Source organism: Azospirillum sp. TSH58 (genome assembly GCF_003119115.1).
In the GTDB taxonomy this organism is placed as follows: domain Bacteria; phylum Pseudomonadota; class Alphaproteobacteria; order Azospirillales; family Azospirillaceae; genus Azospirillum.
On sequence record NZ_CP022364.1, the window covers coordinates 2760748 to 2779939 of the forward strand.

At 69.3% G+C, this 19192-nt stretch carries 15 protein-coding genes; 8 read left to right on the plus strand and 7 right to left on the minus strand.

The genetic code is table 11. From position 1 onward, the window contains the following. The first annotated feature begins 13 nt into the window (after nucleotides 1-13). The 7 genes from TSH58p_RS16605 to TSH58p_RS16635 all read left to right on the plus strand — a co-directional run bounded on the left by TSH58p_RS16605 (nucleotide 14) and on the right by TSH58p_RS16635 (nucleotide 8150). Nucleotides 14-1405 (plus strand): methyl-accepting chemotaxis protein, encoded by a 1392-nt coding sequence (locus tag TSH58p_RS16605; protein WP_109069652.1) that lies wholly within the window; start codon nucleotides 14-16, stop codon nucleotides 1403-1405. A gap of 216 nt (nucleotides 1406-1621) precedes the next feature. Next, entirely contained in the window at nucleotides 1622-2656 is a 1035-nt protein-coding gene (locus TSH58p_RS16610) for a methyl-accepting chemotaxis protein (protein ID WP_109069734.1), read from the plus strand. A gap of 99 nt (nucleotides 2657-2755) precedes the next feature. Further along, nucleotides 2756-2989: a hypothetical protein gene (locus TSH58p_RS16615; RefSeq protein WP_109069653.1), complete on the plus strand. Its 234-nt coding sequence runs from the start codon at nucleotides 2756-2758 to the stop codon at nucleotides 2987-2989. A 207-nt stretch (nucleotides 2990-3196) separates the two neighbouring features. Further along, nucleotides 3197-4021: an MBL fold metallo-hydrolase gene (locus TSH58p_RS16620; protein WP_109069654.1), complete on the plus strand. Its 825-nt coding sequence runs from the start codon at nucleotides 3197-3199 to the stop codon at nucleotides 4019-4021. 81 nt (nucleotides 4022-4102) lie between these two features. After that, complete coding sequence (locus TSH58p_RS16625) at nucleotides 4103-5389, plus strand: SLC13 family permease (RefSeq protein WP_247873987.1); 1287 nt, start codon at nucleotides 4103-4105, stop codon at nucleotides 5387-5389. A 150-nt stretch (nucleotides 5390-5539) separates the two neighbouring features. Next, complete coding sequence (locus TSH58p_RS16630) at nucleotides 5540-6556, plus strand: glycosyltransferase (protein WP_109069655.1); 1017 nt, start codon at nucleotides 5540-5542, stop codon at nucleotides 6554-6556. Nucleotides 6557-6566: 10 nt separating this feature from the next. Next, nucleotides 6567-8150: a hypothetical protein gene (locus TSH58p_RS16635; RefSeq protein ID WP_109069656.1), complete on the plus strand. Its 1584-nt coding sequence runs from the start codon at nucleotides 6567-6569 to the stop codon at nucleotides 8148-8150. 110 nt (nucleotides 8151-8260) lie between these two features. On the opposite strand, the gene TSH58p_RS16640 is transcribed toward TSH58p_RS16635, so the two are convergent. From TSH58p_RS16640 to TSH58p_RS16655, 4 genes are all read right to left on the minus strand, one after another. Next, nucleotides 8261-9457: a GTP-binding protein gene (locus TSH58p_RS16640; protein ID WP_109069657.1), complete on the minus strand. Its 1197-nt coding sequence runs from the start codon at nucleotides 9455-9457 to the stop codon at nucleotides 8261-8263. After that, nucleotides 9427-9933 carry a Fur family transcriptional regulator gene (locus TSH58p_RS16645; protein ID WP_109069658.1) on the minus strand — a complete coding sequence of 169 codons (507 nt, stop codon included), beginning with the start codon at nucleotides 9931-9933 and terminating at the stop codon, nucleotides 9427-9429. Before TSH58p_RS16645 ends, TSH58p_RS16640 begins: the two co-directional genes overlap by 31 nt. Nucleotides 9934-10176: 243 nt before the next feature. Then, complete coding sequence (locus TSH58p_RS16650; RefSeq protein WP_109069659.1) at nucleotides 10177-12210, minus strand: PhoX family phosphatase; 2034 nt, start codon at nucleotides 12208-12210, stop codon at nucleotides 10177-10179. Nucleotides 12211-12345: 135 nt separating this feature from the next. Further along, complete coding sequence (locus tag TSH58p_RS16655; RefSeq protein WP_109069660.1) at nucleotides 12346-13803, minus strand: deoxyribodipyrimidine photo-lyase; 1458 nt, start codon at nucleotides 13801-13803, stop codon at nucleotides 12346-12348. Between the two features lie 267 nt (nucleotides 13804-14070). Between TSH58p_RS16655 and TSH58p_RS16660 the strand changes: the two genes are divergently transcribed. Further along, nucleotides 14071-14559, plus strand: coding sequence for a fasciclin domain-containing protein (locus TSH58p_RS16660; RefSeq protein WP_109069661.1), 489 nt, complete (start codon nucleotides 14071-14073; stop codon nucleotides 14557-14559). A gap of 103 nt (nucleotides 14560-14662) precedes the next feature. Here TSH58p_RS16660 and pdeM read toward each other — a convergent pair whose 3' ends face one another. The 3 genes from pdeM to TSH58p_RS16675 form a co-directional block, all read right to left on the minus strand. Then, nucleotides 14663-15346 carry a ligase-associated DNA damage response endonuclease PdeM gene (gene pdeM / locus TSH58p_RS16665; RefSeq protein WP_109069662.1) on the minus strand — a complete coding sequence of 228 codons (684 nt, stop codon included), beginning with the start codon at nucleotides 15344-15346 and terminating at the stop codon, nucleotides 14663-14665. Nucleotides 15347-15351: 5 nt separating this feature from the next. Continuing rightward, the gene (locus TSH58p_RS16670) at nucleotides 15352-17832 is read right to left on the minus strand and encodes a ligase-associated DNA damage response DEXH box helicase (RefSeq protein ID WP_109069663.1); all 2481 of its coding nucleotides are present in this window, start codon (nucleotides 17830-17832) and stop codon (nucleotides 15352-15354) included. Between the two features lie 519 nt (nucleotides 17833-18351). Then, nucleotides 18352-19191: a class I SAM-dependent methyltransferase gene (locus tag TSH58p_RS16675; RefSeq protein ID WP_109069664.1), complete on the minus strand. Its 840-nt coding sequence runs from the start codon at nucleotides 19189-19191 to the stop codon at nucleotides 18352-18354. Nucleotide 19192 lies beyond the last annotated feature (1 nt).

A 19192-nucleotide genomic window follows, 5' to 3' on the forward strand; every position in this document is an offset into this window, starting at 1 on the left:
GGATGGCTGAAAAATGGACAGTGCGTTCGGCGGCCGCTCTCATCTGATCGCGGACATTGCCACCGAAGCGGGCAATCTCGGCATCGAGATCGCGGACATCGCGGGCCATGTGGAGGAGGTCAACGGCCGCCTCGGCCATCAGGCCAATGTTTTCGCGCAGTTGCGCGGCACCGGAAACAAGATGTCGGAGAGCACGCAGCGCATCTCCGCCGCCGCGACCGTGGCGCGGTCCGTGACCGAACAGGCCCGTCAGGAAGTCGAATCCTCCCATGACCGGGTTCAACGGTCCATGGACGACATCCATGCCCTCGTCGCCGCGGTGGGGGGCATCGAAGGGCAGATCGCCGGCCTCCAGGAGGCGCTCGACCGCGTCGGGCGGGTGGCCAAGGAAATCTTCGTCATCGCCAAGCAGACCAACCTGCTGGCGCTCAACGCCACCATCGAGGCGGCCCGCGCCGGAGAGGCCGGGCGCGGCTTCGCCGTGGTGGCGAACGAGGTCAAGGCCCTGTCCAAGAAGACCAGCGAGGCGACGACGGAAATCGACGCCACGCTGAAATATCTCAACGACCAGGCGCAGCGCCTGATGGCCGAAAGCGCCTCCAGCGCCGGCAAGGCCCGCGCGGTGAGCGAGGGCACCACCGCCATCGGCGCCGTCATCGAAACCGTCGGCCGGGCCATGTCGGAGCTGAACGGCGAGACCGACAAGATCGACGCGGCCTCCTCCGAGATCGGCGCCAACTGCGAGGAGCTTCAGCACGAGATCGACGACCTCGCGGTCGGCGTGCAGCTGTCCAGCGACAATCTGGCCCAGGCGCGCGACCGCGTGAACACGCTGGTCGGGATGAGCGAGCGGTTGATCGGCATCACCGCCGAGCTGGACGTGGAGACGGTGGACACGCCCTTCATCCGCATGGTCCGCGACGCCGCGTCGCGCATCTCCGCGGACTTCGAGGACGCGCTGTCGCGCGGCGAGGTGCGCGAGGGCGACCTGTTCGACAGCAGCTACCAGCCCATCCCCGGCTCCAACCCGCAGCAGCACATGACCCGCTTCACAGAGTTCTGCGACCGCGTGCTGCCGAGGGTGCTCGACTCGCTGCTGGGCCAGAGCGAGCGCATCGTCTTCTGCGTGGCGGTCGATTCGAACGGCTATCTGCCGACCCACAACCGTAAGTTCAGCCAGCCCCAGGGTGTCGACCCCACCTGGAACGCGGCCAATTGCCGCAACCGCCGCATCTTCAACGACCGGGTCGGCCTCGCCGCCGGGCGCAGCACGAAGCCGTTCCTGCTCCAGACCTACCGGCGCGACATGGGCGGCGGCAAATACGCCCTGATGAAGGACGTGTCGGCGCCGATCACCGTGCGCGGCCGTCATTGGGGCGGCCTGCGTCTGGCCTACAAGGTCTGAACGGCGGCAAGCCCGCCGTCCGGGGCTGCGCCGTGACGCCGATGGCGGCGGCGCCGCTCGGACAGCGTTGAATTGGGTACCATTGAGTGTTGCAGTTTCATGATTGCATCCATTGAATGCGGCCGGGGTGGGTTGCGGATGGTCGGCTGAACCGGAAAAAATGGTCGTTCGGTCATCCACGGGCGTCATCACTGATGATCCTGGGAGGTGATGTTCATGCCCGAGCGAATCGTGGCTTTGTCGCGCGCCGTGTCCGATCTCGCCACGCGCAAGATGGATGAGATCCAGTCCGTTACGAACACGACCAAGATCCTGGCGCTCAACGCGCTGATCGAGGCGATGCGCGCGGGGGAGGCCGGGCGCGGCTTCGCCGTGGTGGCCCAGGAGGTGAAGGCCATTTCGGAGCGGATCACCGGCATCGGCGACGAGTTGCGCACCCAGATGGCCGTGCAGACGAGCGAGTTGAACACGCTCGGCAACAGTCTGGTCTCGCAGCTGCGCGGCGGGCGGCTCGCCGATCTGGCGCTCAACATGATCGACATCATCGACCGCAATTTGTACGAGCGGTCCTGCGATGTGCGCTGGTGGGCCACGGACCGCGCCGTGGTGGACTGCGCCGCCGATCCCTCCGAGGCCAACCGCCGTCACGCCGCGCAGCGGCTGGGTGTCATTCTGGGCGCCTACACGGTCTATCTCGACCTCTGGGTCGTCGACGCCAAGGGCACGGTTCTGGCGAACGGGCGGCCCGACCGCTACCGCCGTCCGGTGGGCGCATCGGTCGCGTCGGAGTCCTGGTTCCGCGAGGCGATGGCGACCCGCAGCGGCACCGATTTCGCGGTGGCCGACATCGGCTCCAACGACCTTCTGGACCGTGCGACCGTCGCCACCTACGCCACGGCCATCCGGGCCGGCGGGGAGGAGAACGGCTCGATCATCGGCGTGCTGGGTGTCTTCTTCGACTGGCAGCCCCAATCCCAGGGCGTGGTCGACTCCGTCCGCCTGACCGACGAGGAGCGCTCCCGGACCCGCTGCCTTCTGGTGGACAGCCGTCACCGCGTGATCGCCGCGTCCGACCGCAAGGGCGTCCTGACGGAAAGTTTTCCGTTGCGTGCCGGCGGCCACGGGCAGGGCAGCTATTCCGACGACCAGGGGCGCGTGGTCGGCTTCGCCGTGACGCCGGGCTATGAAACCTACAAGGGGCTCGGTTGGTTCGGAGTGATCGTCCAGAACTCCGTCAGTCATTGCGAGTAAGCGTGTCGGATTGCAGCAATTCGAATCTTTTGAAGGTCGCGTCTGAAATGTTAGCGAAACACCACCGTGGTGCAGTTGAACCACGGAAAGGTGTTTCGCATGCAGGCTCTCAGGCAGATCGTGACCGTACCGGAACAGGAAGACGACCTCGTCGCGGAGGCGATCCGCGACGTGCTGGTGGCGGATGTCATCGATCAGGCCACGAAGGATCGGCTGGTGGACGGGCTGACCGTTCTGAAGGCCGGGCTTCCCTGCTCGGACGCCGGCTGCACCGGGTGCTTCCACCGCCGATCCTGCGAGCGTTTCATCGAAAGCATCCTGTGGACCAGTTGATCGTGCACCGACCGGCCCAAGGCCACCGACCGGGTCCAATCCGGAAGGAGGCGGGCTCCCTCTTTGGAGCCGGCGGGGCTGTGACGGTGATCACCGCGTAAACCGAAAACCATGCTAAAATGCCGTCTTAACGGTGCCCCCCGCCTGCGGTTCGATCCGCGGCTCGATGTGGCGCGGCGCACCGGAGACTGGCGTCTTGAGGGCGGTATGGGCTTTTCGGTGACCTTCTGGGGGGTTCGGGGCACGGTCCCTTGCCCGCTGCCGTCCCATATGGGCTTCGGCGGCAACACGAGTTGCGTGGAGGTTGAGGCCGGCGGCCAGCGCATCGTCATCGACGCCGGAACCGGCATCCGCATGCTCGGAAAGCGCCTGCTGAAGGAGGGCGCCACCGAGGCGACCCTGCTGATGAGCCACACCCATCTCGACCACATCTGCGGCTTTCCCTTCTTCGCCCCGGCCTACAGCAAGGGTTTCCATCTGCGCATCGTCTCCGGCCATCTGACCGGCACCCCCGGGACCGAGGCGGCCATGGCGCGGCAGATGGAGCGCCCCCTGTTCCCGGTGCCGATGCGCACCATGGGGAGCAACATCGTCTTCGACGAGATCAGGGCGGGCGACCGTTTCGCGCTGGGGGAGGGGGTTCAGGTCCGCACGGCGCTGCTGAACCATCCGGACGGCGCCACCGGCTACCGCATCGAGCATCTGGGCAAGGCCTTCGCCTATGTGACCGACACCGAGCATGTGCCGGGCCATCCCGACCGCAACATCCTCGACCTGATCGACGGCGCCGACCTCGTGCTCTACGACAGCACCTACACGGACGAGGAGTGGCAGAACCGCATCGGCTGGGGCCATTCGACCTGGACCGAGGGGGTGCGGCTGGCGCAGGCCGCCGGGGTCAAGCAACTGGTCCTGTTCCATCACGACCCCGACCACGATGACGCCGCCATGACCGCCATCGAGGCGGCGGCCCAGGCGGTGTTCCCGGACTGCTTCGCCGCGCGGGAAGGGATGACGGTCACGCTGGCCTGACCCTGGCTTGGCGCCTATGGCCTGACCCGGTGCCGGGCCGTTATAGAGGGGCTTCCTCCACCCCGCAGCGAACCCCTCTCCATGCCCAATTCCTTCCTGGCCGTCCCGCCCATGACGCTGACGGTCGTCGCGCTGTTCGTCGTCACCTATGTCGGCATGGCGCTGGGGCGCTTTCCCGGCCTGCGCATCGACCGCACCGGCATCGCTCTGGTCGCGGCCATCCTGCTGCTCGCCGTCGGGGCGCTGGAATCGGGGCAGGTGACGGAGGCCATCGACTTCCCGACCCTGTTCATCCTGTTCGGGCTGATGGTGCTGTCGGCCCAGTACGCGGCCAGCGGCTTCTACGACTGGTGCGCCCTGCGGGTGGCCCAGGCGGCGCGCTCGCCGGCCCGGCTGCTGGCGGTGACGGTGGCGGTGGGCGGCGGCCTGTCGGCGGTGCTCGCCAACGACGTGGTGGTGTTCGCCATGACGCCGATGCTCTGCGTCGGGCTGCTGGCCCGCCGGCTGGACCCGCGACCCTACCTGATCGGCCTGGCCGGAGCGGCGAACGCCGGCTCGGCGGCGACGGTGATCGGCAACCCGCAGAACATCCTGATCGGCCAGATGGGCCATCTGGACTTCTGGCGCTTCCTGGCGGTCTGCGGGGTGCCGGCTCTGGTCGGCCTGCTGGTGGTCTATGCCGTGGTGTGGCTCGCCTGGCGAGGCCGCTTCGGCGAGCCGGACGACGGTGCGGCGGGCGATGGTGCAATGGGGCAGGGCGGGGCGGAGCCGGTGGCGCTCGACCGGGCGCAGCTCGGCAAGGCGGTGGTGGCGACCCTCGTGCTTCTCGGCCTGTTCACCACCGACCTGCCGCACGAGATCGGCGTGCTTCTGGTCGCCGGGGCGATGCTGATCAGCCGGCGGCTGGCCTCGCGCGGCATGCTGGGCATGGTGGACTGGCACCTGCTGGTCCTCTTCGCCGCGCTGTTCGCCATCAACCACGCCCTGAAGATGACCGGCCTGCCCGCCGAGTTCGTGTCGGGGCTGGAGGCCGCCGGCTGGCTGCCCGACCGGCTGGCGGTGATGACTCCGCTCGCGCTGGCGGCGAGCAACAGCATCGGCAACGTGCCGGCGGTGATCCTGCTGCTCGCCGCCTGGCCGTCGCCGCCGGAGGGGGCGCTCTACGGTCTGGCGATCCTGTCCACGCTGGCCGGCAACCTGCTGATCCCCGGCAGCCTCGCCAACATCATCGTGGTGGAGCGGGCGGCGGCCTCCGGCGTCCGGCTCGGCTTTGTGGAGCACGCCAGTTGCGGCATCCCGATGACCCTTTTGTCGATGGGATTCGCCGTTTTGTGGTTGTGGGGCACCGGCTGGATGCGTCTGAGCTGATTTTTCTCCTTATGGGCTATGCGAATGGTGCCGCCCCTCTCCGTCCGGGGCATTGCCCTCTCTTCGCAAAGCAAAAAACTTGGGGTGGCCTCTTCGAGGCACAGCCCCAAGGCACCGATGCCCAAAGCTCAGACGAAGGACGGAAACCGCATGTCAGAAGCCCAGACGCCCCGGACGCTGGACACCGGAGCCCAGGAACGGCCTCGGGAAACGCCCTGGGAGACGCCGGTCGTCGCGGTGGTGGTCACCCACAACCGTCTGGCCCTGCTGAAGACCTGTCTGGCGGCCATCCATGGGCAGGAGCCGCGGCCCGACCGCATCGTCGTGGTCGACAACGGCTCCAGCGACGGCACCGCGGAATGGCTGGCCGGGCAGCGGGCGGCGATGCCGGAGCTTCTGGTGGTCCGGCAGGCCAACATCGGCTCGGCCGGGGCCTATCACACCGCCTTCGCCACGGCGCTGGAACTGGGCGCCCGCTGGATCTGGAGCACCGACGACGACGGCATCCCGGCGCCCGGCGCGCTGGCCGAACTGCTGCGCCAGGGGGAGCGGCACGACCTCGACCTCGTCGGGCCGACCGTGGTCGCGGCGGAGGACCGCGGCGATCTGGCCTTCACCATGCAGGGCTTCACCAAGGCCGACGCCTTCGCCGCCGCAGCGCAGGACGGCATCGTGCCGGGCGCCATCGCGCTGTTCAACGGGACCCTGCTGCGCCGCCGCGTGTTCGAGCGGATCGGCAACATCAAGCGCGAGATGTTCATCTGGGGCGACGAGTGGGAGTTCACGCTGCGCGCCCGCCGGGCCGGGCTGCGCGACGGGACGGCGGTGCACGCCCTTCACGTCCACCCGCGCAACCGCCGCACCCAGCGCCCGCTGGCCGGCGGTTTCCTGGGCACGGTGGAGGAGATGCCCGAGAACCGCGCCCCCTATTTCTTCCGCAACATGGGCTACATCCACGCGACCTACGAGCGCAAGTCCATCGCCCGCATGATGGTCAAGTACACGCTCTACTACCTGCTGCACCGGCGCGCCGACGTGAAGGGGCTGCGCGGATTCTGGACCCATTACCGGGCGGGCCTGCACAACCGCTATCCGGAGGATCTCCAGGCGTCGCCCACGGCTGCTGCCCCCGCCGCTCCGCCCCAGTCCGTCCCGAAAAGCGTCTGAGGGGGGCCGCATGTTCAGGGATTTCATTCTCGACGGGCGCGCGGCGTCGCGCGCCGAGTCCGTGTATGTCTGGCCCGCCGCCCTGCTGATCCTGGTGGCGGCCTCCGTCCCCGTCTGGATGTTCGAGATTCCGGCGCTGGGCGACTACGTCAACCACGTCACCCGCATGTACGCCCTGGCCCATCTGGACCAGGACCCGGCGCTGGCGCAATTCTACATGGTGCGCTGGGCGATCATCCCCAATCTGGTGATGGACATCGTCGTGCCGCCGCTGGCCAAGCTGATTGGGGTCCACACGGCGAGCCGGCTGTTCGTCACCGCCAGCTATCTGGTGCTGGTCACCGGCTCCATCGCGCTCTACCGCGCCGTCTGGGGCCGGGTGGAGCTGGGGCCGCTGGCCGCCGGGCTGTTCCTCTACACCCTGTCGACCTACATGGGCCTGTTCAACTACCTGTTCGGGCTGGGGCTGGCGCTGTGGGGAATCGCCGGCTGGATCGTGATGCGCGAGCGGGCGCCCTGGCAGCGCGGGCTGGCCTCGCTCGGCATTGTGCTGCTGCTGTTCATCTCGCACCTGTTCGCGCTCGGGCTCTACGGGCTGACGCTGCTGGCCTTCGAGGGCTGGCGGCTGTGGCAGAGCGGCGGCTGGCGCGACCCGCGGCGGGCACTGCCGGACGCGCTGGCCTTCGGTCTGCCCTTCCTGATCGTGCCGCCGCTTCTGCTGATGAGCCCGTCGTCGGGCTTCGCCGACGCGGTGCTGTGGGTCGGCACGGCGAAGCTGATGGGCTTCGACTTCCTGTTCGGCGGCTACGCCGACACGGTCGGCTATGTGACGGGCATCGCCGTCGGGCTGGGCATCGCCTGGGGGCTGTGGAGCGGGTCGTTGCGGCTGCATCCGGTCGGCGCCATCACCATCGCGCTGGGGCTGGTGGTCTATGCGGCGATGCCGCTGGTCCTTTTCGGCTCCTGGTTCGCCGACAGCCGCCTGCCCATCGGCATCGCCTTCGTCGCGCTGGGCTTCGTGCGCTGGGAACTGTCGACCTCGGCCATGCGGGCGGGCTTCCTCGCGGTGGTGGTCGCGCTGTCGCTGCTGCGCAGCGCCGACGCCGGGGTGGGGCTGGCCAAGGTGGACCCGTTGCTGGAGGAGGTGCGCCATTCCCTGCAGCGGATTGAGCCGGGCAGCACGGTGCTCGCCACCTACGCCGACGAGACGCTGCACAAGTCGATCTTCCGCGCCACCCAGTTCACCGACGACCGCGCCCTGTCCTTCGGCCTGCACCACGCGCCGGTGCTGGCGCTGATGGAGCGCTCCAGCCTCGTGCCCATCGCCTTCACCCATCCGGGCAAGCAGGTGCTGCTGCTGAAGCCGGACTATGCGGACCTGGACGGCGACTTCACCTACATGCCGCGCATCGGCTACGTCGCCGACGCGGTGCGCCAGCCGGGGCTGCGCGACAACCATTACTGGGCCGACTGGCCGCGGCGCTTCGGCTACGTCTATGTGCTGTTCAGCGAGCCGGGCCGCGCCAACCCGGTGCCGGAGCATCTGACGCTGGTGCAGGAAGGGCGGTACTTCCAGCTCTACAAGGTGAAGTGAGCGGGGGCGGTTGCCCCCACCCTAACACTCCCCCGCTTTCGCAGGGGAAGGGACCATTCTCCCTCCCCTGCGAAAGCGGGGGAGGGCCGGGGTGGGGGCAATGACGTCCCTCAGGCCGCTCCCTCGCCCCAAACGAACTGGTCGAACATCGGCTGGATCACCGCCTCGCCGATGTCGCGGGTGATGAAGACGATCTTGGAGCGGTGATCCTCGCCGGGCCATTCCTGGAGCTGCACCGGCGGGTGGAACATGTGCTGCACGCCGTGGACGACGACCGGCAGCGGGCTTTCCTTCACGTTCAGCAGCCCCTTGATGCGCAGCAGGTTTTCCCCGCCGGTGGCGATCAGCGCCTCCATGAAGTCGACGAAGTTGTTCCACGGAATCGGCTCGTCCACCACCATGCAGAAGGCGCGGATGTGGTCGTCGTGCCGGTTGGTGTCGTGGTGGTGGTGATCGTGCCCGCAATCCGGGCCGCAGGCATCGCCATGCCCGTGGTCGTGGTGATGGTGGTCGTGCCCGTGGTCGTGCCCGTGATCATGGTCATGCCCGTGATCGTGATGATGGGCCTGCTCGTCGCGGTACGCCTCCTCGCGGAGCCAGCGCGCCACGTCGGGGCTCTTGGTGTCGGGATTGTAGAGGCCGGCGTCGAACAGCTGCTTCGGGTCCACCTCGCCGAAGGCGGCGGGGATCTGCGGGGCCGCCGGGTTGATGGCCGACAGGCGTTGGCACAGGGCAAGCGTCGTATGGGGCGTGGCGAGGTCGGTCTTGGTCAGCACGATGCGGTCGGCGACGGCGGCCTGCTTCACGCTCTCCGGCTGGCGGTCGAGCTGGCTGGCGCCGTGCACCGCGTCCACCGTGCTGATGACGCCGTCCAGGCGGAAGCGGGCGGCCAGCAGCGGGTCGCTCATCAGCGTGTGGATGATCGGGGCCGGATCGGCGAGGCCGGTGGTCTCCACCACCACCCGGTCGAACTCCGGGATATCGCCGCGCACGCGCTTCAGGAACAGGTCGCGCAGCGTGTCGACAAGGTCGCCGCGGATGGTGCAGCACAGGCAGCCGCTGTCCATCAGCACCATGTTCTCCGACGCCTTGGCGACCAGCAGATGGTCCAGCCCGACCTCGCCGAACTCGTTGATGACCACGGCGGTGCGGGCCATGCCGGGATGGTGCAGGAGCCGTTGCAGCAGCGTGGTCTTGCCGCTGCCGAGGAAGCCGGTCAGCACCGAGACGGGCAGGCGGGGCGCCGGCGGAGCGGCGGGGGTCGGGGCGGCGGCGGTCACGGGGTCTTCTCCTGGCAATCGGTGCATGTGCCGCGCACCTCGACGGTGGGGCGGCTCACCTGGAAACCATGCTCGGCGGCGATGGTGCCGATGGCGGCGCGGATGCGCGGGTCGTCGATCTCCACGGCGTTGCCGCAGGTCTCGCACACCAGGAACTGCCCGGAATGGACGGCCCCCGGCGCCGCGCAGCCGATGTAGGCGTTCAGCGATTCGATGCGGTGGACCAGCCCGTGCTCCACCAGGAATTCCAGCGCCCGATAGACGGTCAGCGGGGCGGTGGCCTTGCCCTCGCGCTGGCTGAGGTCTTCGAGGATGGCATAGGCGCCGCGCGGCTTGTGGCTGTTCCAGACCAGTTCCAGGACCTGCCGGCGGAGCGCGGTCAGCCGGGCGCCGCGTTCCGCGCACAGGGCGTCGGCGCGCATCAGCGCGTCGGCGATGCAATGCGCGTGGTCGTGCCCGTGAGCGGGGGGCGGGCCGGCGGTGTGATGCGGGTTGGCGGTCATGGCGTTATCTTATTACATCGCCGGACGCCGACACCAGACAAACCGGACAAAGAAGAAGGGCGGCCCCGGACGCGGGGGCCGCCCTTTCAAGGCGTGTCGTTGGGTAATGGGACGGACGCCCGGCCGGTGATACGGACGACGCCTGGGGGCTTCGTCCGTATCACCCTTTCAATCAATGCTGTCGCATCGATCTGTCGGGTCCGACCCTTGGCGGATGATGGAAGCCATCATCCGCCAAGGGATTCAGAGACCGATCACGCCGCCGTCCTTCTTGGTGATGGCGACCACCGACGGGCGCGGCGGCATGTTGGGCTTGAAGTCAGGCCAGCGGGTCGCCGGGTCCTCGAAGGAGGAGAGCTTGCCCTTGAAGCCTTCCCACTGGTCCACACCATCGGTGGCCGGGTGCTGCACGGCGACGAACAGGGTCTTGTCGTCGGTGGTGAAGCAGGGGCCGCACATCTCCGCACCCACCGGCACGCGGTAGAACATCTTGGACAGGCCGCGCAGGTCGCCCTCGGTCTCCACGGCCCAGACGCCGTCGGCGGTGCCCGACGCCTTCTTCCAGTTCTCGCCCTGGTCGGTGGTGATCCACAGGCGGCCGCGGTGATCCACCGCCGCGTTGTCGGGGCAGGAGAACCAGCCGTTGGCCGAGGTGTCGGCGTGGAACTGCGCGCCGACCTTCTCGTCCGCCGGGTTGCCGCCGCGGACCAGGATGGTCCACTCCGCCTTGGTCGAGGCGTGGTTGCCGTTCTCCGGCAGGATCTCGACGATGTGGCCCCAGTTGTTCTCGGCGCGCGGGTTGGTCGCGTCCACCTGCTCCGGCTTGCGGCGGGAGTTGTTGGTGAGGATGACGTAGACCTTGCCGGTCACCGCGTTGACCTCGATGTCCTCCGGGCGGTCCATCTTGGTGGCGCCCAGCGCGTCGGCGGCGAGGCGGGCGTTGATCAGGACGGTGGCCTGGTCGGGGAAGCCCTTCTCGGCGGTCAGCGGGCCCTGGCCATGGACCAGCGGCAGCCATTCGACCGAGGCGTCGGCCTTGAACTTCGCCACATAGAGGGTTCCGGTCTCCAGGATGTCCATGTTGGCGGCGCGGTTCTTCGGGTCGAACTTCTTCGCCGCGACGAACTTGTAGACATAATCGAACCGCTCGTCGTCGCCGGTGTAGGCGACCACGGTGCCGTCCTTGCCCAGCGCGATCTGGCAGGCCTCATGCTTGAAGCGGCCGAGCGCCGTGCGCTTCTTCGGAGTCGAGGTCGGGTCGTAGGGGTCGATCTCGACGATCCAGCCGAAGCGGTTGGACTCGTTCGGCTCCTTGGCGATGTCGAAGCGGTCGTGGTGGACGCCCCAGTTGTACCACTCGCCGGGGAAGCCGTAGCGCTTCAGCACCTTGGCGTTCGGGTTGCTGTCCTCGACCTTGCCCCAGAAGTAGCCGTTGAAGTTTTCTTCCGCCGACAGCCAAGTGCCCCACGGCGTCATGCCGCCGGAACAGTTGTTCAGCATGCCGCGGACCGTCGTGCCGGTCGGGTCGTAGCTGGTCTTCATCAGGGCGTGGCCGGCGGCCGGGCCGGTGATGGCGCAAGGCGTCTCGCCGGTGATGCGGCGGTTGTAGCGGGAGTCCGCCACCGTCACCCACTTGCCCTTGACCTTGCGGATCTCGACGACGGTGCCGCCGTGGGCGGCCATCTCGATGTCCACCAGCGCCTTGGTCATGCGGGCGAACTTGTCCTTCTGCTGCTCCACGCCGACGCCGGGGAACATGACCTCCTCGTCGGTGTACTCGTGGTTCACGCAGAGCAGGGCGCGGTCCGGCGACTGCGAGCCGAGCGGCAGCGGGGCGTAGCCGACGAAGTCGTTGTTGTAGCCGAACTGCTTCGACTGCGCCTCGGCCGACTGGTTCATTGGGTCGAAGGCCGGCGCGCCGGGCACCACCGGGTCGCCCCAGCGGATCAGGATGTCGGCGTTGTAGCCGGATGCCACGTGATGGTCGGCGTCGACGCCGTGCGCCACCTCCTGGAAGGAGAAGCTGGCCTTGGCCGGGCGCGGAGCACCGGTCACGGCGGCCTCGGCCTTGCGCGGCGAAGAGAGCAGGGCGGCCGGGCCGATCAGGGCGCTGACCGCCGCACCGCTCAGCATGCCGCGCATCATGTCGCGGCGGCCGAGGCGGGCGTTGATGACGTCGCCCATGGTCGGGTTTTCGGACGGGTTGGAGCCGATGTCCTCGCGGCCCTCGAAGGTCAGGTACTTGGTGCCCTTCTGGGGCAGGTCATGCGTGTCCATCGGTGCGCCTCGTCTCTTTCCGCAAATTTATCTGGGTTGGGCGGGCGCACCTTACCGGGGGCCTGTGACGGTTTCTTTGCACTCCCATGAAGGCGGAATGAAAACACACGGCCGGGTTTCACGGCTCGGCAACGATCAATCGCCGGCTTTCTTGATCTCGTTGAAGGCGGCCAGCGCGCGGTCGCGGGCGCCGCCGTGGTCGACGATCGGCCGCGGATAGTCCTTGCCGAGCGTGATCCCCGCCTGCCGCAGCGCCTCGTCCGGCGCCTCCCAGGGCTTGTGAATCCAGCGGCTGGGCAGCTTGCCCAGTTCCGGCACGTAGCGCCGGACATAGGCGCCCTCGGGGTCGAACTTCTCGCCCTGGAGGATCGGGTTGAAGACGCGGAAGAAGGGGGCCGCGTCGGCGCCGCAGCCGGCCACCCACTGCCAGTTGCCGGCGTTGTTGGCGATGTCGGCATCGACCAGCGTGTCCCAGAACCACGCCTCGCCCTCCTGCCAGGGGATCAGCAGGTCCTTGATGAGGAAGGAGCCGACGATCATCCGCACGCGGTTGTGCATCCAGCCGGTCTGCCAGAGCTGCCGCATCCCCGCGTCCACGATGGGATAGCCGGTGCGCCCGCGCTGCCACGCGCGCAGGCCCGCCTTGTCCGTCCGCCAGGGGAAGCGGGCGAAGCGCGCGTCCAGCGGCGTGTCCGGAATCCCCGGCTCCTCGCGCAGCAGATGGTGGTTGAACTCCCGCCAGCCGAGTTCCCGCAGGAAGGCCTCGGCGCCGGCGGCCAGCTCATGCCGCTCGGCCGCGGCGTGGCGCGCGGCGTGCCAGATCTGCCGCGGCCCGATCTCCCCGAAGGCGAGGTGCGGCGACAGGGCGGAAGTCCCGTCATGGTCCGGGCGGTCGCGCTCCGTCGGGTAGGCGGCGACCGGACCGTCCAGGAAATCGGCCAGACGTTCGCGCGCCGCCTCCTCGCCGGGCACCCAGCGCTCGCGGAGGCCGCCGGCCCAATCGGGCGCGGTGGGCAGCAGGCCCCAGTCGTTCAGCGACTCGCTGGACACCGGCTTGGCCGGCGGAGTCAGCTTGGCCGGCGCGCGGGTGGGGCGCGGCGGCTCCGGCATGGACAGCAGCGCCTTCCAGAAGGGCGTGAACACCCGGAAGGGCGTGTCGGACTTGGTGCGGATGCTTCCCGGCTCGTAGAGCAGGGCGGCGTTGTGGGGATGCACCGTCAGGCCGCGCCCGGTCAGCCGCTCGCCCACCCGGCGGTCGCGGGCGATGGCGGTGGGGCCGGCGCGCCGGTTGCACAGGACCGTGTCGGCGCCGGTTTCCTCCGCCAGCGCCGCCAGCACGGCGGCGGGGTCGCCGCTGCGCAGCACCAGGGGCGAGCCGAGCTTGGCCAGCGCCTTGCCCAGCCGCTCCAGGCTGCCGTGAAGCCACCAGCGGGAGGCGGCGCCGGGAAGCCAGGGATCGTGGGCGTCCTTTTCCCGGATATAGACCGGGATGACCGGCGCCCCATCCTCCGCCGCGGCGTTGAGCGCCGGGTTGTCGGCAAGGCGAAGATCGTTGCGGAACCAGACGAGGATGGGGGATTGATCGGTCTTCATCGGCCAACTTTAAGGAAATGGACAGAAGAACGGGCATGCCAAAACGCCGCAGCCAATGACCACGGTCAATGGCTCTTGCTACGCGGCGCCGATTGCTCCGGATCACCACGACGGCAAAAATTTTTCCTGGAAAAGTCCTATTGACGGCGATTTCCCCGCCGCTATTTCCGCCTTCGTTGCCACGACGTGGAACCGGAGGCACGGCGGCCGACGGCGCCGGTTCCACGGTCGGGGAGGAAAGAGACGCCATCCAATGGAGGAAATGACATGTCCCGCCTGTCGCGGCTGCTGACCGCCGCCACCGTCGCCCTGCCGCTGTCCTTCGCCACCGTCGCCGCGAAGGCGGCGGACATCGTGGACACCGCCGTCGCGGCGGGCCAGTTCAAGACGCTGGTCCAGGCCGTCCAGGCCGCCGGTCTTGCGGACACCCTGAAGGGCAGCGGTCCCTTCACCGTCTTCGCCCCGACCGACGAGGCCTTCGCCAAGCTTCCCGCCGGCACCGTCGAAAATCTTCTCAAGCCGGAGAACCGCGAGAAGCTCCGCTCCGTACTTACCTATCATGTGGTGTCGGGCAAGGTGACCTCGGCCGATATCGCCGGCAAGACGGCATCGCCGAAAACCGTGCAAGGCACCACCGTGGACATCGACGCGACGAAGGGCGGTGTGATGGTGGACAACGCGAAGGTCGTGAAGCCCGACATCATGGCGTCCAACGGCGTCATCCACGTGATCGACACGGTCATGATGCCGAACTGACGTTCTGCTTTTTCTTGAGGTCCCTCCTGCCGGACGTTTCACCGCCGGTTCCGGCAGGACCACTCGCCCGGAGAGTTCCCCCGACTCTCCGGGCTTTTTCTTTTTACGCCTTATCCGGGGACAGGCGGCTGCACGGGAAGCGGTGGACCTTGCCGCGGGCCAGCAGATGCACCTCGAACCGCGCCGCCAGCAGGCCGGACACCGCCGGGTCCAGCACGTTCAGCCCGCCCGCGAAGGCGCCGAAGGCCGGCAGGATCAGTTTGCCCCCGTCGAAGGCGAAGCAGCGCTCCCGCACCCGCCGGCCCGGCACGACGACGGCGGCCACCGGGTGCAGATGCCCCGACAGTTCGCCGACGGCGCCGGGCACCGCCTCGTGCCGGAAGGTCAGCGGGCCGAGCGCCAGCTCGTCCAGGATGCGGCCGCCGAACCCCTCCGGCGGTTCCGGGTCGTGGTTGCCGGTGACCCACAGCCAGTCCGCCACCCGCCCGGTCAGGTCGCGCAGCCGCGCCACATCCCCCGCCTCCATGCGGCTCGCCGCCCGACGGTCGTGGAAGCTGTCGCCCAGGCAGATCACCCGCTCCGGGGCCAGCCGCTCCACCAGCCCGGCCAGCCGGTCGAGCGTCGCCCGCGTGTCGTAGGGCGGCAGCATCCGCCCGCGCGCCGCGAAGGCGGAGCCCTTCTCCAGATGCAGGTCGGCGACCACCAGGGTCCGCTCCGCCGGCCAGACCAGAGCGCCGGAAGGATCGGGGGCCAGCGCGGCGCCCCGCAGGGTCATCGTCGTGTCCATGTCCCTCACAACGTCAGCCGGCCCTGAGCATCACGGGGCGCATCACGGGTCGCATCCAGCTCCGGCATCGCCTCGGCCACCAGATCGGCGGCGGCCTGCTCGAGAAGCTCGTCGGTGGCGGAGCCGTCCACCCGCTCGCGCCCGATCTCCAGGATGACCGGCACGGCGAGGGGGGAGATGCGGTCGAGGTCCTTGTGGGTGATGCGGCCCTTCACCCGTATCAGGAAATCCGACAGGCGCCGCACGTCGGTCAGCCCGCCCGCCGCGTCGGCGCGGGTGGCGCGCAGCAGCACATGGCCGGGGTCGTGCTTGCGCAACACGTCGTAAATCAGGTCCGAGGAGAAGGTGACCTGCCGCCCGGACTTCTCCTGTCCGGGATGGCGGCGGTCGATGACCCCGGTGATCAGCGCCACGTTGCGGAAGGTGCGCCGCAGCATCGAGGACTCGTCCATCCAGGCTTCCAGATCGTCGCCCAGCATGTCCTGGTCGAACAGGTCGTCCATATCCTTGGGCGTGCGCAGCGACCACACCGCCAGCACGTAATCGGTGGCGACGAAGCCCAGCGGGCCGCAGCCCATCCGTTCCATCCGGCGGGTCAGCAGCATCCCCAGCGTCTGGTGCGCGTTGCGCCCCTCGAAGGCGTAGACGACGAGGAAGCGCTTGCCCGCCTTGGGGAAACTCTCCACCAGCAGCCCGTCGCGCGCCGGCAGGACGGAGCGCCAGCGCTGCAGCCGCAGCCATTCCTGCACGTCCTCCGGCAGGCCGGGCCACTGCGCCGGGTCGGCCAGCATGGCGCGCACCCGGTCGGCCAGCGCCGTGGTCAGCGGCAGCCGCCCGCCGGCATAGGCCGGAACCTTCGGCTCCCCGCTGCCCCCCTTGGCGACCTGCGCCTCCATCTCGCGGATGCCGAGGAATTTCAGCAACTGGCCGGCGAAGACGAAGGTGTCGCCGGGGGTGAGGCCCTGGATGAAATGCTCCTCCACCTCCCCCAGCACCGGGCCACGGCTGAGGCGCACGCGCAGCATGGCCTCCTGCGTGATGGTGCCGACGTTCATGCGGTACTGCCGCGCCACCGCCGGTCCGGCCACCGCCATGCGCCCGTCCTCGCGCAGCTTGAGCCGATGGAAGCGCTCGTAATTGCCGAGCGCGTAGCCGCCGGTCGCCACGAAATCCAGCACGTCGTCGAACTCGTCCCGCGCCAGCCCGGCATAGGGGGCGGCGCAGACCACCTCGTCATACAGGTCGTCGGGCCGGAAGGGCTCGGCGCAGGCCATGCCGAGCATGTGCTGGGCCAGAACGTCCAGCCCGCCGGGGCGGGGCCGCTCGCCGTCCAGGCTCATGGCCGCCACGGCGTCGAGCGCGGCCCGGCATTCCAGCACCTCGAACCGGTTGGCGGGGACGAGCAGGGCTCGGCTCGGCTCGTCCAGCCGGTGGTTCGCGCGGCCGATGCGCTGGACCAGCCGGCTCGCCCCCTTCGGCGCGCCGATCTGCACCACCAGATCGACCGCCGCCCAGTCGATGCCGAGGTCGAGCGAGGAGGTCGCCACCACCGCCCGCAGCTTGCCCGCCGCCATGGCGGCCTCGACCTTGCGCCGCTGCTCGGCGGCCAGCGAGCCGTGGTGGAGCGCGATGGGCAGGGTGTCGTCGTTGAGGCGCCAGAGTTCCTGGAAGACCAGCTCCGCCTGCGCGCGGGTGTTGACGAAGACCAGCGTGGTGCGGTAGGCGCGGATGCGCTGGTACACCTCCTTCAGCGCGTGCATGGCCATGCGGCCGGACCAGGGCAACCGCTCGCGCGTCGTCAGGATCTCCACTTCGGCGGAGGCGCCGGCCCGGCCGGTGACCAGCCGCACGTCGCCGCCATTTGCGTGCCCGGTCTTCGAGAGCCAGGCGAGCAGCTGCGCCGGCTCCGCCACGGTGGCCGACAGTCCGACCCGCCGGGCCTGCGGCGCCAGCCGGGACAGCCGCGCCAGCCCCAGGGCCAGCAGGTCGCCGCGCTTGGTCCCGGCGAGCGCGTGCAACTCGTCGATGATGATGCAGCGCAGGTGCCGGAAGATCGTCGCCGCGTCGGCGTAGGCGATCATCAGCGCCAGACTTTCCGGCGTGGTCATCAGGATGTGCGGCGGGTTGGCCCGCTGCCGCCGCCGCTTGGATTCGGGCGTGTCGCCGGTGCGGGTCTCGGTGCGGATGGGCAGCCGCATCTCGGCGACGGGCTCCTCCAGATTGCGCTGGATGTCCACCGCGAGCGCCTTCAGCGGCGAGATGTAGAGCGTGTGCAGCCCCTCGCGCGGGCGCTCCGCCAGATCGATCAGCGAGGGCAGGAAGCCGGCCAGCGTCTTGCCGCCGCCGGTCGGCGCGATCAGCAGGGCGCTGTCACCGGCCGCTGCCGCTTCGACCATGGCGAACTGGTGCGGGTGCGGCGCCCAGCCCCGCGACCGGAACCAGCCCTGGACGTTGGCGGGGAGAAGCGGGGTGGGGAATTCGGGCATGAGGGACCGGGAGAATCGCTGAGACCGGAAAGAATAGTGCCACGAATCGAACGGAGCAAGAACGGGAGCGCTTTTGCGTCCCGTTGACGGCTTTCGGGGCTGTGGTATTTTGTGAAGCAAGGAGGTGATGCGCCTTCGGTCTCCTGGAGGCGGAGCCGGTTTCCCGACCCCGCCCCTTGGTTCCTTAGCGATCGTGGTCCTGGTTGAAGCCCGCTTCGAACTCGAACTTCATCCGGAACCAGAAACGTCGGAACCACGTCTGGTACCTTTTCAAGCGCATCACCTCCTCTCGGATGCCGGACGGGTAGGGCCCGCCAGCACGCAACATCCAAAGGAATGCGTGGGCGCGGTCAACCGGGGATAGGGCTCGGCGGGATGGCTGCGGCACTTGGGCGCGTGGTCGGTGGGGGCGGAGTCTTGCCCCCACCCTGACCCTCCCCCGCTCTCGGCGGACCGAAGGTCCGCCTGCCGCGTCAGCGCAAACCTTCGGTTTGCGCGAGAGCTTCACAGGGGAGGGAATTAGGCGCCGGTCACGATGCGGACGTGGATGGGCAGGGGGATCGTGCCGCCTTGCGCCTGCGCGTCGAAGCGGCGGGTCACCTCGGCGTCAAGCTCGGCGCGCTGCCCGGCGGTGAGGGCGTGCAGGCGGTGGCCGAAGCTCATCTCCAGCGTGGCGCGCCAGAAGGGCTGGCCCTGGGGGGCCTTGCGGACCGGGGTGATGTCGGTCTCGCTCACCGTGGCGAAGCCGGCGGAGCGCAGGGCCTCCGCCAGAAGGCCGGGGGCGGCGAAGCGGAACAGCGGGTCCAGGCTGCGGTCCTCGCCCAATTGGGCGGCGACGGCGTCGCCCACCGTGTCGAAAAGGGCGTTGCCGGCGCGCGGCCCCCAGACCATGAAGGCCGCCCGTCCGCCGGGGCGCAGCACGCGCCGCAGCTCGGCCAGGGCCGCCGCCACGTCGGGGACGAACATGACGCCGAAGCGGCAGGTCACCCGGTCGAAGCTTGCCGCGGCGAAGGGCAGGGCGGTCATGTCGGCGGCGGCGAAGGCCGGGCGCGTTCCATCGGCGATCCCCGCGGCGCGGCGCCGGGCGCCGGCCATCATGCCGGGCACGAGGTCGCTGCCCACCACCAGCCCTTCCGGCCCGACGCGCAGCGCGGCGCTCAGCGCCGGTTCGCCGGCGCCGGAGGCGAGGTCCAGCACCCGGTCGCCCGCCGTCACCCCGGCGGCGTCCAGCAGGGGTTGGTTCAGCTTGTCGGCCAGATCGGCCATCGGGTCGGCCCAGCGGTCCCAGGCGTCGGCGCTGGCCGTCCAGCGGGCGCGCTCGCCGTCGCCGTCGATGGGGCGGGAAGACAAATCGGGCATG

What these genes read in the sequence shown, in the direction of transcription:
- TSH58p_RS16610 (WP_109069734.1), top strand. Translation starts at nt 1,622, where the DNA reads ATGCCCGAGCGAATCGTGGCTTTGTCGCGCGCCGTGTCCGATCTCGCC.
- TSH58p_RS16635 (WP_109069656.1), top strand. Translation starts at nt 6,567, where the DNA reads ATGTTCAGGGATTTCATTCTCGACGGGCGCGCGGCGTCGCGCGCCGAG.
- TSH58p_RS16615 (WP_109069653.1), top strand. Translation starts at nt 2,756, where the DNA reads ATGCAGGCTCTCAGGCAGATCGTGACCGTACCGGAACAGGAAGACGAC.
- pdeM (WP_109069662.1), bottom strand. Translation starts at nt 15,346, where the DNA reads ATGGACACGACGATGACCCTGCGGGGCGCCGCGCTGGCCCCCGATCCT.
- TSH58p_RS16645 (WP_109069658.1), bottom strand. Translation starts at nt 9,933, where the DNA reads ATGACCGCCAACCCGCATCACACCGCCGGCCCGCCCCCCGCTCACGGG.
- TSH58p_RS16660 (WP_109069661.1), top strand. Translation starts at nt 14,071, where the DNA reads ATGTCCCGCCTGTCGCGGCTGCTGACCGCCGCCACCGTCGCCCTGCCG.
- TSH58p_RS16675 (WP_109069664.1), bottom strand. Translation starts at nt 19,191, where the DNA reads ATGCCCGATTTGTCTTCCCGCCCCATCGACGGCGACGGCGAGCGCGCC.
- TSH58p_RS16605 (WP_109069652.1), top strand. Translation starts at nt 14, where the DNA reads ATGGACAGTGCGTTCGGCGGCCGCTCTCATCTGATCGCGGACATTGCC.
- TSH58p_RS16655 (WP_109069660.1), bottom strand. Translation starts at nt 13,803, where the DNA reads ATGAAGACCGATCAATCCCCCATCCTCGTCTGGTTCCGCAACGATCTT.
- TSH58p_RS16625 (WP_247873987.1), top strand. Translation starts at nt 4,103, where the DNA reads ATGCCCAATTCCTTCCTGGCCGTCCCGCCCATGACGCTGACGGTCGTC.
- TSH58p_RS16620 (WP_109069654.1), top strand. Translation starts at nt 3,197, where the DNA reads ATGGGCTTTTCGGTGACCTTCTGGGGGGTTCGGGGCACGGTCCCTTGC.
- TSH58p_RS16630 (WP_109069655.1), top strand. Translation starts at nt 5,540, where the DNA reads ATGTCAGAAGCCCAGACGCCCCGGACGCTGGACACCGGAGCCCAGGAA.
- TSH58p_RS16670 (WP_109069663.1), bottom strand. Translation starts at nt 17,832, where the DNA reads ATGCCCGAATTCCCCACCCCGCTTCTCCCCGCCAACGTCCAGGGCTGG.
- TSH58p_RS16640 (WP_109069657.1), bottom strand. Translation starts at nt 9,457, where the DNA reads ATGCACCGATTGCCAGGAGAAGACCCCGTGACCGCCGCCGCCCCGACC.
- TSH58p_RS16650 (WP_109069659.1), bottom strand. Translation starts at nt 12,210, where the DNA reads ATGGACACGCATGACCTGCCCCAGAAGGGCACCAAGTACCTGACCTTC.